The organism is Glycomyces salinus (assembly GCF_016428645.1).
Classification (GTDB): Bacteria; Actinomycetota; Actinomycetes; order Mycobacteriales; family Micromonosporaceae; genus Glycomyces; species Glycomyces salinus.
The window spans coordinates 47,761-63,987 of record NZ_JAELXW010000059.1 but is presented as its reverse complement, the minus strand read 5'-3'; the positions used below and the strand labels follow the sequence as shown (position 1 = coordinate 63,987).

Sequence of the window (16,227 nt, the reverse complement as noted above, 5' to 3'; positions counted from 1 at the left end):
TCTGATCGCTGGGCCGGTAGGCTCGGCTGCAAGGAGAGATCGACGGCGAGCCGCCGCGGACGATTCTTCGACTCGTACGTGTCGGACCTGATCAACCGAGACGTCATGCAGCTCGCCGAACTCGAACGCGTCACGCAACTGTCGGTGTTGAAGCAAATGCTGGCGGCCCGCTCGGGCGGCCTGCTGGTACCGGGCAACCTCGCACGGGACCTGGAGATCGACCACAACACCGTACTTCGCCATATCCGACTGCTGGAAGAGGTCTACTTCCTCAAACGGATTCCGGCATTCACTCGAAACCTCAGTTCGCGAGCAGTGAAGACCTCCAAGGTCGCTTTGGTCGACTCAGGCGTGGCCGCACATCTGGCCCAGGCCGACGCCCGCTCGCTCGCCCGCCAGGACGCAGCGCTCGGGCCGCTTCTCGAAGGCTTCGTCGCCATGGAGCTGCTGCGCCAGCTCACCTGGTCTGAGCAGAGGGCGACCATGTTCCACTACAGGACTAAAGACAAACTCGAAGTCGACATCGTGCTCGAGACCCCACGACGCCAGGTGGTCGCTTTCGAAATCAAAGCTGGCGCAACCGTCCGCGGCGACGACTTCAACGGACTGCGGCACCTCGCCGACCGGCTCGGCGACGACTTCTTGATGGGGGCCGTGCTGTACACCGGTGACAAGACGCTGCCGTTCGGCCCCAAGATGAAGGCGATCCCGATCGCGGCAATCTGGGAATCCGGGACTACCTGAGCTGCCAAAGGTCGGCCGCTACCAGTCTCACACAAGGTGGATTCCCGACCACTCCAAGGTGTTTTCGCAGTTCACAGCCTTATGGCGTGTCTGGTGATTGGTGGTCGGGGCGGGCGCATCCAGTCCATGATCGCGGCGACGCTGCAGGTTGCGATCCCGCCAGGCGCACTGCCCGAGCGCGTCGAATCCATCAAGCGGCTGATCGCGGAACCGGACATCTCCACCCGTTCGCGGTGATCGTGCGACCGGTTCCTCGACGTTCCTCCGGCCTGTGGCCTTTGGGGTTCGAGTCCCATCAAAAGGGTGTGGGAGCCCCGGGTCGAGGTCGTCCGGGACCAACCGGCTCAGATCTGGACAGCGCATACCAATGTCGCCTAGGCTCGCCAGTGTATTGATATCTATCAATTAAGGAGTACTTATGCGACGCAAACTGGCGGTCGCAGCGCTCGCGATCGCGTCGCTCGGCGTCGGTACGGCGGTGGCGCATGCCGATCCGGAAGAGGTCGAACCGGCGCAGCAGGCCGGGTTCGACTTCGGGAACGGGCAAGTGGTGGCCGAAGGGCACTCGATCCCTTGGGGACTCGCCTTCCTGCCCGACGGGAGGGCCCTGGTCTCCGACCGCGACAGCGGCACGGTCCTGCTCTACAACGAGTCCGGCGCTTCCGAGGTCGTCGGAGAAATCGAGGTCCCTCCGCCCGACGGGCCGTGGGACGAGCGCGGGCTCCTGGGCCTGGCCGTATCCCCGAACTACGAGCAGGACGGCTACGTCTACGCCTTCCACTCCACCGACCAGGACAACCGGGTCGTGCGCTTCACCATCGACGACTTCGCGCCCGAGCCGATCCTGACCGGCATTCCCGCCGCGCGCAACCACGACGGCGGCCGACTGGCCTTCGGACCGGACGGGAACCTCTACATCACGACCGGAGATGCGCAGGACACGGCCAACGCCCAGGACCTCCAGAGCCTGGCCGGCAAGATCCTGCGGATCGAGCCCGACGGGTCGGTCCCCGCGGACAACCCGTTCGCGGGCTCGCCGGTCTACAGCTACGGCCACCGCAACGTCCAGGGGCTGGCCTGGGACTCGAGCGGCGAGATGTACGCCAGCGAGTTCGGCGAGGACGCCTGGGACGAGCTCAACCACATCGAGGCCGGAGCCAACTACGGCTGGCCCGTGGTCGAGGGCTCCGGCGGTGAGCCGGAGTTCACCGACCCGCTGATCACCTGGCGGCCCGCCGAGGCCTCCCCTTCGGGGCTCGAGATCGTCGACGACGTGGCGTACGTCGGCGCGCTGCGCGGCGAGCGCCTGTGGACGGTGCCGGTGTCGGGCGGCGAAGCAGGCGAGCCGACTGCGGTGCTCGAAGGGACGCTCGGCCGGATCAGAACGGTCGAGGTGGCCCCCGACGGCCGGCTGTGGCTCGCGACCTCGAACGGCTCGGGCGAAGACATCCTCGTCCGCTACCAGCCGCTCGGCGGCGGCAGTGACGACCCGATGCGCTACGAGGCCGAGGACGCGCCGGCGGTCTGCGACGGCACGATCGATGCGAACCATGCCGGTTACTCCGGTTCGGGCTTCTGCAACACTCCGAACACCATCGACACGGCCTCGCAGTTCACCGTGACCGCCGACAGCGCGGGCGAGGCGACCGTGGAGATCGGGTTCGCCAACGGCTCTTCCGGGGGCGCCCGCGGGGCCGATGTGGTGGTGAACGGTTCCACCGTAACGTCCACATCGTTCGAGAGCACCGGTTCGTGGTCGGCCTGGAGCACGAAGACGGTGACGGTCCCGCTGAACGAGGGGGACAACACCATCCGCCTGGTCGCGACCGGCTGGGACGGGCTGCCCAACATCGACTACCTCGACGTCTAAGTCGGCCGGACGGCCCCGGGGCTTCCCGCCTCGGGGCTTCCTCAGATCCCCGCATCACGGGCTCCCGCCGCGAGGCTCCTCCAGTCCTCGTTGTGTGGTGGGCGGGTGCACGCGACCTCGCCACGGCCGCCCTCTGCACGGCCGAGAGGGGCTCGATCGCGGCCCGGTGATCTCGCCGGTCGAGGCGAGAGGCGAGCCCGAGCGGCAAACGCACGGTCATTCACGTACCCCACAAGGACGTGATCAGTGCCATACTCAGGCTGTCGTCGTCATCGTCCACTTGGATGAGTCGATGGACTAATTGGACATTTAAGACTTGTCGAATGCTGGTACTTCATCGGCTTGCAGACGCGTGCCTTCGACTCTGCCCGAGCATTCCGCGCACCTCGACCCCCGTCAGCCCCTCCGCCCACCGAGTACACCGCACAGGAGCCCGACTCATGGGAAATCTCGCGCTCATCGATCTGATCCGGCCGTACTTCTTCGTCGGGGTGGATCTCGGCGAGGAGTTCAATCAGATCCTCGAATTCCTGCACGTGGACGAATACGAGGAGGCGTGGGACGACGACGGGGTCGTCATCCACGGCGTCGCGCGCGTCGCCGACGAGTCGACCGGTGTCCTGGCGTTCTCCTTGAACTCCACCGCGCCGGGCGCGAGCGGCCTCGAGTTCGACCCCCAGGACACGGCCGTCGAATTCCGGCTGTCGGTCGCCCGCCGACCGGCCGGGGCGCTCTCCGCCGACGACCTGAGCGACAGCGGCCTCCGGACGGCCGTCCGGGCGCTCGGTCCCGCCGACAGCGCCCCCAGCGACTACCCCAACACCCAGTTCCGCCTCGAACTGCTCTTCAACCTGATCACCCTCACCTTCCCCGGCCTGGTGGGCGCCGAACCCGACGGCGCCTTCCTCAAACCCCACCCGACCCAGCGGGAGGTCAAGTTCGACCTGCCGCGCATCGTGCTCCAGATCGACCAGGACTCCGGATCCGACACCGAGGCCGAAATCGAGGTCACCTCGTGGGGCGCCGAGACGCTCAACGAGCCCGACGAGGAGGTCGCCTCCCTGTTCAAGATGCGGCCCGCCCACGCCCTGTTCGACAACAACCAGTTCGGCATCGGCCTGGAGAAGGCCGTACTCGACCTGTCCGAGAAGCACACCCCGCCCGACCTGCTCGACCGCTTCGGACTCGGCGACGACTTCACCGGCATCCACCTGCCCGAGTTCCGGTTCTACTTCTCGCAGGCCCAGTCGGTCGGGTACGCCGGCAACGTCGGCGCGCGCGACCTGGTCATCGGCTTCAAGCCCGAACCGGCCCTCTGGGGCGACCTCAGCTTCGACGTCGACTTCCGCGGCGAGGCCCTCACGGCCGATCTGCGGCTGATCAGCGCCGGCGGCACCGCGGTCGAGATCGAGCCCGCGCCCGGACGAGACGGCGACCCTCCCGAGCTGCTGCGGTACCGGGCGAACGTCAGCTCGAACATGCGCCCGGAGAACGAGAACCACCTGCTCATGGTCGACGTGCACTCGGGCGCGGCCCCGTACACCATCGCCGCGGCCCACGCGCTCGACCACGGAGCGGTCGACGCCCACACCGCCGATACCGACGACCTCGACGCCTTCATCGCGGGCACCTCCGACGTGCGAGACCTCTCCGCGCTCCAGCGAATGCGGCTGTTCTCCCCCGATCAGCAGGTGGTCGTGGGCATCACCGACCGCGAAGACCGGAAGCGGTACCTCGTCCTCGACCTCTACGCCGTCCGCGAGCTCAGCGGCCGACCGGAGTCGCCCGGCTCGACCAGGGCCCCCGCGGTCCGCCTCGAACCGCCCACCGACCGCGTCCGCATCGTCGACCAGTCCGATCCGGCCCAGGTGACCGTCCGGCTCGATCCGCCCGACGGCACCATCGCCGGCGCCACCGTGACCGACGGCCGCGCCACCCTGCCGATCGCACCCGGGCAGACGCGGCCGCTCAACGTCGATTGGACCGTCCCGCCCGGCCCCGAGCCGGCCGCCCTCACGGCCTACTTCAGGTTCGCCGAGCCCGGCGACGGCAGACGGGGAACCCGGGAGACGACCGACACGGCCACCTTGAGCGGCAGCCCCATCGACTCGGGAGGCGGCACCCACCTCGACTTCGGAGCGTTCCGGCGAAGCTGGGAAGCCGAGCTCGCCTCGGGCAACAGGCCGCGGATCCAGCTCGAGGCCTTTGCGAGCCGGGAGCGCGACCCCAATGCCGACTACAACATCGCCCTCTGCGAACGCCGCGCCGAAGCGCTCAAGAGGCGCCTGTTCGACGAGATCGACGGATTGCGCGACGGCGACTTCACGATCAGTGTCAGGGGCGAGGGCCCGGCCGAGAACGAGATGAACCGCGATCCGAACTACGATCGCGAAGCGTTCCGCTACGTCGAGGCCACCTTCGTCCGGACCGCGCCGCGCACCGACCCCTACGCGGGCGAGCTGATCCGAGACCCGGCCGAACCCGACGAGACCGAAGAGGACGATCCGATCTCGCCGCCGGAGTCGCAGCGCCCGGACTGGCTGCGCAGCATCGGCGCCACCGTCCGCTGGGAACGCGACCCGGTCCCGATCGCCGCCGAACTGCGCGGCACCATCGACTTCCAGACCGCCCACGAGGACGCGCTGGAGGAGTACCGCGACGACCTCGACACGATCGGCCCGGGCCTGGAGGAGCCCGAGGAGGGCAACCTTCCCGAGCCCGACTCGCAACCCAACCCCGACGACGGCGTGGTCGAGTTCCGCATCACCGTCACCCACGACCCGGCCACCGCCACCTTCACCGAGACCCTCGTCGCCCGCGCCGGCGCGGGCGACCGGGACGGGCTGTGGAGCTGGGGCGAAATCCCCGCCTCCCAGGACGCGACCCCGACTGACGACGCCTGGCGCGACCTGCTCGGCCTCTACTTCGCCCTCGCCCCGCTGACCGCGTCCACCGCGGCCGACGCCGCGAACGGCGGCGACGTCGCCCCGCTGGTCGTGTCCCTGGCGACGCCGATCGTCGTCACCGCGCTCGGCATCGCGCACGTCGACCGCTTCACCCACTACGGGGTCGAACTCGGCGTCACCCACGACGAGGACGAGGTCCACTCGGTCCTGCTGTTCGACGTCGAGAGCGCCATCCGCCTGAACCTGGCCGTCGAGGACTTCGAGATCGTCACCACCCGCGTCGACAAGCCGATCAAGGTGCGCTACAAGGCGATCGGCTTCGGCCTCGACGTCTCCCCCGACGGCACGGCCGACTTCCGCCCGGTGTTCGACTCCTCCCGCGGCTACACGCTCGACCTGGCCGACTCCGGATCGCTGCGGGTCCTGCCCGCGCTCGGCGACGCCATCGGGGACATCATCCAGGTCCTGGGCGCCCGCATCGCCAGGACCAACCCGCTCAACATCGAGGTCGACCTCGGCCTCGGCGTCGACCTCGGCGTGTTCAAGGTCGACAAGTTCGGATTCCGGCTGCCGGTCGACCCGCTCGGGGCGCCGACGATCACCGCCATCGGCATCGGCGTCGACATCCCCGACACCCTCGTGGGCAAGGGCTACCTGGAGATCTACGACGACGGCTTCGCCGGCCAACTCGACCTGGCCCTGCCGACGGTCGGACTGCGGGTCGCCGCCGGAGTCAAGATCCAGACCGTCGAGGAGGGCGACCGCTCCGCCACCGGCGTGCTGGCGACCCTCGAAGTCGAGTTCCCCGGCGGGATCCCACTCGGCGGCACGGGCATGGCGATCTTCGGCTTCCTCGGCCTGTTCGCGATGCACCACGCGCGCGACGAGGACACCTCCGCCCGGAACCCCGCCCTCGACTGGCTCGACTCCAAAGTGCGCGGCAACCCCACCGACATCACCGGCTGGAAGGGGCAACTCGACTCCTGGGCCTTCGGCCTCGGCGTCGTCGCAGGCACCATCGAGGGCGGCACGATCCTCAACATCAAGGGCATGCTCGTCCTCGAGCTGCCCGGACCGCGGATCCTCCTGTTCGTCAAGGCCCAACTGCTCAGCAAGAAACCCCCGGTCAAGGGCCAGACCACCGGGAACCTGCTGGCCGTGGTCGACATCGGCCCGTCCGGGGTGATGATCGGCATCCAGATCGAGTACGAGATCAAAGAGATCCTCCACCTCCAGATCCCCATCGAGGCCGGCTTCCCCTTCGAGGACCCCGAGAACTTCTACGTCGACATCGGCACGATCAGCGAGCCGATCAAGGCCACGGTCCTCGAACTGTTCGAGGCCACCGCTTATCTCATGGTCCACGGCAACGGCATCCGCGAGTTCCCGCTGTTCAGGGACGGCCTACAGGGCTTCTCCCTCGCCACCGGATTCGGCGTGTCGATCACCTGGGGCGAGAAGGACATCGGCCTGTACCTCCAGGTCGCCGCGGGATTCGACGCCGGTATCGGCTTCGCGCCGCTGACGTTCGCGGGCCGGCTCTACCTCGAAGGCGCGCTGCACCTGATCATCGTCGCCATCGAGGCCAGCGCCGCGCTCACGGTCAAGGCCGCCGAGGTCGAGACCGGCCACGGCGATCCGCCGTCGACCGAACTGGTCACCTTCATCCACGGCGAGGTCTGCGGGAAGGTCAGCCTGCTGTTCTTCACCATCGAGGCCTGCGTGGAGTTCTCTCTCGGCAACGATCCCGACGAGCCGCCCCCGCCCCGGCCGATCCGCGACCTCACCCTCCAGAGCCGCTCCCCGGCCCTGGCCGAGGGCAGCGCGGTCGACCGCGGCGTCGACACGGTGCTGTGCCGCGGCACTCAGGACGGCACCGTCCCGGTGGTCGACGGCGGCGACGGCCCGCGGGAGGTGCGCGTCCCGATCGACGCGATCCCGCTGCTGCAGTTCGAGGCCGGCCCGGTCGTGGACGGCTCCGCGATCGACGGGACCGTCCAGGGCGCGCCGCCGCCCGGCGAGGACGGCTGGCAGAAGCGCGGCATGGTCTATGTGCGCTACCACGTCAGGGAGGTCGAGCTCAGGCTGGTGGCTCAGCACGGCGCCCCGGTCGCGGCCGGGACCGACCCGACCACGGACGGCCCCAGGCCGTACACGTGGCGGATCGGGCCCGACGACGGCAGCGGCGACGGGCTCCCGGTCGATCTGGCCATGCTGGACTGGAAGCCGACGAACACCGACAAGGCGATCCTCGAGGGCGAGACGCTCGACCGGATCGTCGAGGACGGCTGGGGCGAGGCGTGCACGCCGGTCGCCCGGCCCGCCAGCGTCCTGTGGACCTTCCGCGACAGCCCGCTCGGGCCGAACGACTCCGGCTGGAACCCGCACGGCGAGGCCTGGCCGGACGAGCCGGGGTCCCGCCGCGGTCGGCCGGTCGACACCGAGGTACTCGTCCGCGAGACCTGGCGGACCGGCACCCCGCTCGACGGGCTCCTCCCGCACAAACCCGCCGAGGTCGTCGGTGCGCAGGCGCAGTGCCCGTCGGAGGAGCTGCAGAGACGGGCCCACGAAAGAGGCGACAAGCTGTGCGTCTCCAAAGCGCTCGAAGCACCGTACGAGCTGCTCGGCGCCTCGCTGCCGCCGCAGGACTTCGACAGCCCGCTCGGTGAGGCGCTCGACCTGGCCGACCGGGCCAGGGCCAAGGAGCTCCGGGACGTCATCCGGATCAGCGGCGGCCCGCACGAGGCGATGACGCTCCTGGTCGTGGCCGACGAGAAGCTCGTGGCGTCCGGGCTGATGGACGCCGCCGCCTACGACGCCGAGAACCGGGACCTGGGCCGCGTCGACGTCGCGTTCGAGCGGGTCGACGCCGAGACCGACCTGCCGAGCCGCTGGACCGACCCCCGCGGCTCCTGGTGGGACGAGGTGCGGCTCGCCCGCGGCCCGGCCGCAGGGGCCGAACGCAAGGCCGAGTTCCTCGTCCACGTCAAGCCGAGCCGCGCCGCCTTCCACATCGACCTGGGCATCCGGCCGCTCGGGGACGCCGTCGAGAAGTTCGGACTGGTCGCCCCTTCGTGGTTCTTGGTCGCCTTCGAGGGCTTCTCGGAGCGCGAGCGGCGCCGCCATGAGGCCGAGGACCGGCGGGCCGAGGCCGACGAGCAGGCCCTGGCGGACTCGCTGGACTCCGACCCGCACGCGCTGCTGCTTCCCGACGCCGAATACCGGGTCGTCGTCCACTACACCGCCGAGACCGGACGCAAACCGAGCGACGGCGAGGAGGGCGACCCGAACCAGATCGACGTCAAATGGACCGTCAGCGATGAGACCGACACCCGCACGTTCTTCACCGACGACGAGGCGCCGCGCAACCTCGAACCGTGGATGCTCGCGCAGTTCCCGGCCCCCGACGAGCCGCACCACTTCCACGACGACCCGGTGGTGTTCGTGTTCGCCACCGACGACGTGCTCGAGCTGTACGCCGCCTACGACCGGTCCCTGCGGGCGGCGGCCCGCGCGGCGTCGTTCCGCGGTTCGGACGGCACCCCGGAGGCGCCGTTCACCCGGATCATGCTCGACGGGCTGTTCGAGCGGATGGAGGCGCTGGTGCTGTCGCCGTTCGAAGCGACCGCGCGTCGGCTCCTCGCCGACAAGCCGTGCCGGGACTTCGACCCCGGCGGCGACCGGCACGGCCGCGCCGTGGTGGACTTCCACCTCGACCCGGTCACCGACTACGTCGTCGACATCGAGGCCCTGGACGACGGCGGCGAGGTCGCCGCGCCCGAACGCCGCGAAGGCGAGGTCGGTGAGCGGCCGCTGTACCGGCAGCGGATGACGACCTCCCGGTACGGCAGCCGGGACGACTTCGCCCGCGCCGTCCGGGAGTCCAGGGTCGTCCACCAGCGGGTGGAGGACCTGTCCTCGCTCATCGCGATGGACGGCGCGGTCGGTGGAGACGAGTTCGACCGGGCGCTTACGGCGGCCGGTCTGGAGGCCCGTCCGCGGCCGGTCAGTCCGCAGGTCACCGTCCTGTGGAACGGCGAGGAGGTGTCGGCCCCGGTCGCGATCTACATCGAGGCGCCCGAGCCTCTGTGGCGCAGCCGCCTCGAACCGGAGCCGGTCTACGCCGACGACGGCGTCCACATTCTGCAGTGGCGGCTGGGCCGGAGCGAATGGCTCGTGGTCGACGAGCTGATCGAGTCCGGCAGCGGCCCGCTCGTCGAGTCCGCGTACGTCCGGCCGGGACGTACGGCACTGGAGACCCGGGCGCCGTCCATAGCGGAGCTGCGCGAGAAGTTCCTGCGGAACCTGCCCGACGGAGCGCGGCCCGAGCCGCCCGCGACCGCGAAGGTCGAGCGGTTCGCCCGCGACACCGGCGGCGCCCGCACGCTCGCCTTCCTCAAGGCCGGCGCGCGCGGATCGACGGTCGCCCTCGGCCTCGCCCGCGAACTGCACCCGCTGCTCGACCTCGACACCACCGACACCGCCGCGCTGCTCGGCGAGTTCCCGCTCGACCGTCCCGCTTGGGAGATGCCATGACCCGCACCGTGATGCCCAACCTGTTCAACGCCAGGGGCGCCGTGATCGACACCCGCGACGGCGCCAGGGCCGCGCTGCGCTGGATGATCGATCCGAAGCTCGGCCTGCCGGCGACGCACTTCAAGGTGTGGCACCTGCCGAAGCCGTCCACCAAGGCCGAAAAGGTCGACGTCCGGTCGCGCCCGATCGGACGGGACCGGGTGCTCCACACCTGGCCGGGCGAGCGGGCCGCCGCGATGGTGCGGCTCGACTTGGACGTCGGATCGGGTCGGGCGCTGGTCCGCGCGCACTCCGGCCCTTCCGGTTCCGGCCAAGTGGTCGACGAGGTCACCGCCTCGGGTCCGGCCACCGGGATCGGCCTCACCCTCGCCGGCGCGTCCATCCGGTCCATCACCACCGGTCCGAACACGACGGTCACCGGCGCGGTGGTCCTCGACCTGCAACGCCACGTCGACGACCCCGGATGGCGGCTGCTCGAATACGTCGGCCTCCCGGTCGACAAGCGGTTCTCCGGCGGGTACCCGCTCGACCCGCAGGGCCCGCCCGGCGCCCTGACCGACCCGGTCAAGGCCGCGATCCGGCGTGTCGACCGCGGCACCCCGGCCGACTTCTGGCCGCCCGCGACCGATTCCGGGCTCCCGGCGCCGCCGTTCGCACCGCCCGACCCCGAGGCCCTGGTGCGCGGCGAGCTGGAGCCGACCATGAAGCAGCTGGCGGAGATGCTGCGGCTGACCGGCGACCGCAGCCACCACGCCGGGTTCGTGATCGAGCAGTCCATGCCGGTGCCGCGGTCGGTGCACGGCACCGACGCCCCCTCGCATTGGCGATCGACTTCGAACGCGAAGATGCCGCCGCTGCAGTCGGCGCTGCTGGCGGCCGGAACCGACCCGTACGCGGCGCTCGCCCTGGGCTTCGGCACCTCGATCGACGCCACCACGCTCATGGCCGTACCCCCGGTGGTGACCCACCGGATCGAGCAGCCGTCGCGAATGAGCGGGCTGCTGATGGTGACCTTGGAGCACAAGGCCGAGTTCAAAATGTCGGTAGCCGGCCTGGACCTGCGGCTGCCGTTCGAACACGACCTGGCCGCGCTCGTCGACGTCGGCGGCGACCCGCCGGACGCGCCGACGCGTATGCGCGTCAACGCGGACCGGACGAGCCCGCGCCTGGACCGGCCCGGCGGGATCGACCGGCCATGGCTGGAGATCGTCGACCTGACCTGGGATGCGGACCGGCCGGAGGCGGCCACCGGGATCGGCGCCTCGAGCTACGCCGTGCTCGGCTCGGTCGGCGGATCCGACCTCGAACCGGCGCTCGACAAGCGCCCCTCGGGCGGGCACCGGGTGTTCGTGCCGGGGCTGAGCGGCGAGACCGACCGGGTCAAGTACACCCAGTCGGCGGTCCCCGAGCGCTTCCCCGGGGAGGGCCGCACAGCCCGCTTCAGCGTCGCGGCCCAGGACTGGTTCGGGCGCTGGAGCCCGTGGCGGTCGGTGGAACACGACCGGTTGGTCGTGCCGCCGCAGCGGCCGACGGTGCGCCGGGTCGAGATCGACGAGGCCGGGCCCGCCCCGGCCGCCGCGGTCGAATTCACCTGGGACTGGGCCGACCGCCGCCCGGCGGAGGTGCGCGTCCGCCTCCTCGTGCACCCCGAGGGCACGGCCCCGCCGGACGTGGACGGATCGGTCCTCTCCCCCGGCGGCCCCCGGGTCGACGACCACGTGATCTCGTTCTCGGGGGCCTCGAGCGAGTCGCCCCCGACCGGCGTCGAGGAGATCCTCGAAGAGCGCCAAGGCGACCTGCGGACCTACCGGTGCACGATCCCCGGCCTGGGGCTGCCGTACGCGGCCCACCCGCGCATCCGCGTCGAGGCCAAAGCCCGCGCGGCCGAGCTGGTCCGCCCGCTCAAGTCGAGCGAGTTCTCCGCCCCGGTGGGGACCGGCGTGGCCAGCCCCCTGCCGCCGCCCGCGCCGGTGACGACCGCGCCGATGCTGTGGGCCTCGCTCCCCGATGCCGCAGGCGTGTCCCGCGCCGTCCTCGACTGGTCCGGGGCCGGACCCGGCTACACGGTGTACGTCGCCGACGAGTCGGCCGTGGCCCGCGAACTCGGCCTCCCCTCGCCCGATCTGGACCGGCCCGCCGCCGAACGGCTCGCGGACCTGCGCGTCCGCGACTTCGGCGCGGCCAGACGCGCCTTCCGGCGCCTCGCCGAGCGGCTGACCGAACCGAGGCTGAAAGTCGAACTGCCCAAGGGCAACCGGCTGGTCTACTTCTACGGGATCTCCTCGGTCAGCGACACCGGCGTCGAACGGCGCCTTCCGGCCGACGCGAACCAGTACCTCGCCGTCGCCGTGCCCGCCCGGCTCGAACCGGCTACGCCACTGCTGCTGGCGCACATGGACGGTGCGTCGGTCCGGCTCTCGGCCACCGTGGACGACGAACCGGTCGCCGTCGAACGCATCGAGATCGGCCGAGTGCGCGGCAGAGTCAACTCCGGCACACCGGAGGCGGCCGGAGAACCGGAGCTGATCGCGGGCGCCGCCACGGCGACGGCCGAAGACGGCAGGCTCCACTGGGAACTGACCGATTCGGACCCGCTGCCGCCGTGGGAGCCGGTCTACTACCGGGCCGTCGCGGTCGCCTCGGCCGACGCCTCGCTCGGCCAGATCCGGGGCCGCTCCCACCCGAGCCCGGCGGTGGAGGTCATCGTGCCCTCGCCGCACGCGCCGACCGTGACCGGCCTGACCGTCGTGCCCGCCACCGACGGCTCCGGCGGGGCCGTCGCCGGTTTCCGGACCGACGCGTCGCCGCTGCGCACCCGGCTCGGGGCCTTCACCGTCTCGGTCGTCGCGGTGCGCGCGAACGACGGCGAGACCGAGACGACCGTGCTGCGAGGCGATATCGCCTCGCTGCCGTCGTTCACCGGGACGCCGCCGCCGGACGCGCCGGAGCTGTTCCTGCACCGCCCCACCGCCGCCGACCCCTACCGTGTCACCGCCCGATTCGCCGCCGCCCCGCTGTCGGTCACCGCCGATGCGACCGACCCGCTGGGACGCCGCACCTCGTCATCCTGGAGCGCCCCGTGATCAACTCGACCCTCGCCAGCACCGCGTTCAACACCACCGGCCTGGAGGCACTCGGCCACGCGTCGGCGCAACTGTCCGCGAAGTGGGCCGACGCCCGGCCGAGCATCGACGAGGCCGCGATGAGCCTCGAAGGCGCCGCGTCCTGGCGCGCCCCGGTCGACGGCTACCTGGTCTGGTCGCGGCTCGGCGCGCCCGAACTGACCGACCACGCCGGCGTGAGCCTCGACGGCACCGTCGCCGTGCTGCGGTTCCACCCGCAGGGCGCACTCCGCCTCAAAGGACTCGTCGCCGCCCGCTTCGACGGCGGCCAGCACCGGCGGCCCACGCCGTTCTTCGCGGCGCTGCGCGACGGCACCCCGCCGCCGGACCTGCCGAGCGACCAGCCCATGCGGCCGGACACGGTCCTCGCCGGAGCTGACATCGGCCACGGCCGCCTGACCTTCCACGACGAACGAGGGCTGATCATCGACCCGGTCGCCGTCGCCTGCATGATGCGCGACCTGCTGCGCGCCATACCGGCCCTGCACCGGCGCGAGGCGGGAACCGACGACGACATCTCCGATCCGGCCCGGGCCGGGTCGATCGCGCAGGTCGCCGGCCTCGGCACCGCCGGGGCGGTGCGTGTGCACCTGGTGGACCTGTTCGGGAAGCCGTGGAACGACGTGCCCGACCGTGAGGGGGTGCGCATCGGCTCCGACGCCCGCCTCGAGGCGGGGCCGCACGAGTGGAGCGGTGCGCTCACCCTCACCGACGACACCGGGGCGATCCGCATCGGGACGCTTCCCGACGGCGAGCTCGGCACGACCGCCGTCTCGGCCCCGGCCCTGCCGACCACCGGAGTCCCTGCCGGGTCCCCGGTCCCCGTGCTCGAACGCCAGTTCTTCCGCGTGGCCGTCGCCGACCTCGGCCTGCACCTGGCGGGCAACCGCGGCACGACCGCGATCGGCGGCGTCGACGGCGCCGACGAGGCGACCGCGAACGAACCGGCCCCCGAGCTCGGCACCGGCGACCTCGAAGTGCTGCCCGACGGGCGGTCCTTCCTCGGCGCGGCGGGCGAGATCGCCGGTCTGTCCGGGACGCGGCTGGCGGTCAGCCCCACCGTCGCCGACGACTTCCCGCTGCCGGGAAGCCGCACCGAACGCTGGCCCGCGGTGCCCGCGCCGGTCGGCACCGCCGAGGACCTCGCCGCCGCGCACGCCGCGGCCGCCCGCGCCGACGCCACCGCCGCCTACATCGGCACCACCCCGGATGTGGTCGTGACCTGGCCGGCCGGGGCGCTGCCCGCCGAGGCGTTCGTGCGGGTCTTCCCGCGCGTCGACCCGGGCCGGGCGACCGTGCCGCTGGAGCTGCTGCGGTTCTCCAAGCGCGGCGACGGCGGCAGCGCCGTCGTCGCGGCCGGGTCCGAATGCAGGATCCGCGTGCCGGACCCGTACGGGGTCGGCGCCGATCCGCGGCCGTCCGCACCCGCGCTGGTCTTCGACCTGCTCGTCGTCACGCGTGGACCGTCCGGAGGGGATCAGCGGCTGTTCGGTTCGGTCGAGATCGACGCGGTCGGCGACGGCGGCACCGCGCCGCCGGACGGCACCGCCCCGAACGCCTTCGACGGCATCGCCGACGACCACCGCGGCATCGGCCCCGCGCCGGTCCTCGGGCTCGAGCAGACCGTGGCGCACACCGGGACCGACATCGTGCTGGACGCGCTCGGCGCGGCCGCACCTCGGGAGTCGCCCCGGTTCGCCACCATGGCCCGCACGGAGACGGTCGTGGCCGGACACGACGGCGCCGACCCCGGCGCCTGGACCTCGGTGGCCGGACCGGGCTTCCTCAACGGGAGATCGCTCGGCGGCGACGCCCGCCGCGGCAGCCCCGGCCTGCCCGCCGGGCCCGAGGAGCACGCCCCGGGCGTCCGGGTCACCGGCCGACTCGCGCAGGACCTGGCCCGCGCGGCGCTGCGCCGCACCCACCACATCGTGTCGCGCCTGAGCGAGCTCGACAACGCGCGCTGGAACCCGGTGTCGGGCACGTCCGGCGACGCCACCGGCGCCGTCCTCCAGTCGGTGGCGCACACGGTGGAGTCACCGGAACTCCGTGCCGCCCTGGAGCTGGTGGACGTCGAGACCCTCCCCGATACCTGGTCCGGGCTGATCAGCGCGATCGGCTCGCTCCTGACCGGCGATCTGCTGCCGCTCACCTCGCTGCCGGAGCCGGGTGCGGGCGACCGCTGGGTCGCCGAGTTCAAGCGCGAAGCGAGGGCGGCCCACCAGGGCCGGCGCGACGCGCAGTGGGCCTGGCGGTGGGCCTTGTCCCAGGCGCGCGAACTGGTCTACATCGAGACCGCGCTCCTGTCGCACACCGCGGACACCACGGCGGACCGGAAGGTGGACCTGGTGGACCTGCTGCTGAGCCGCATGGGCGCAGAACCGAACCTGAAGGTGGTGCTGGTGACGCCCCGCCGGATCCCGTTCGGACCCGGATACGAGCCGTTCGCGCACCGGATGCACCTGGAGCGGAACCGCGCCGTCGCGACGCTGGCCGAGGCGTTCCCCGAGCGCGTCGTGGTGTACCACCCGGTCGGCTTCCCGGGGCGGCCGGAGAACCTCCGGGGCACCTTCGCGGTCGTGGACGACGTGTGGGCGCTGGTCGGCGGCTCGACGTTCTCCCGGCGCGGGCTGACCTTCGACGGCTCGACGGATCTGGCGTTCGTGGGGCACGACCTCAAGGACGGGGTGAGCGCGACCGTGCGGGACGCCCGCCGCGCCGCGATGGCCCGCGTCCTCGGCGTCGGTCCGCGCGAGGCGGGCTCGACGGCGACCCCCGACCCCCGATGGACGCAGCTCGCGGGGCGGCGCAGCGCCTTCCGGCTGATGCACCGCACGGTCGAGAACGGCGGCGAGGGCGAGGTCCAGCCGAAGTGGCCGGGACTGCCGGAGACCGAGATCGTCGCGCCCTCCAAGGACATCGTCGACCCCGAGGGCGGGGAGTTCTCGGCAGTGCTCGACGGACTGGCGGCGGTCCTGGCGGGACTGGGGCCCGAGCGCCTCTGAGTCCGCCGGGCCGGGGCCTTAAGCGCTGCTGGACCGGGGCGTCG

5 protein-coding genes are annotated in these 16,227 nt (G+C 71.7%); all 5 read left to right on the top strand.

Annotation, left to right across the window (positions count from 1 at the left end):
- A partial coding sequence (locus JFB92_RS16415; RefSeq protein ID WP_233163393.1) for an ATP-binding protein occupies positions 1-744 on the top strand: 744 nt, incomplete at its 5' end.
- Positions 745-1,162: 418 nt separating this feature from the next.
- A complete protein-coding gene (locus JFB92_RS16410) occupies positions 1,163-2,614 on the top strand; it encodes a PQQ-dependent sugar dehydrogenase (RefSeq protein ID WP_199041174.1) in 1,452 nt (483 codons plus the stop codon).
- Between the two features lie 440 nt (positions 2,615-3,054).
- Complete coding sequence (locus JFB92_RS16405) at positions 3,055-10,056, top strand: hypothetical protein (RefSeq protein WP_199041171.1); 7,002 nt, start codon at positions 3,055-3,057, stop codon at positions 10,054-10,056.
- Complete coding sequence (locus JFB92_RS16400; protein WP_199041168.1) at positions 10,053-13,139, top strand: hypothetical protein; 3,087 nt, start codon at positions 10,053-10,055, stop codon at positions 13,137-13,139. The genes JFB92_RS16405 and JFB92_RS16400 overlap by 4 nt, the downstream gene beginning before the upstream one ends.
- On the top strand, positions 13,136-16,183 hold the full coding sequence (locus tag JFB92_RS16395; protein ID WP_199041165.1) for a phospholipase D-like domain-containing protein: 3,048 nt from the start codon (positions 13,136-13,138) through the stop codon (positions 16,181-16,183). The genes JFB92_RS16400 and JFB92_RS16395 overlap by 4 nt, the downstream gene beginning before the upstream one ends.
- Positions 16,184-16,227 lie beyond the last annotated feature (44 nt).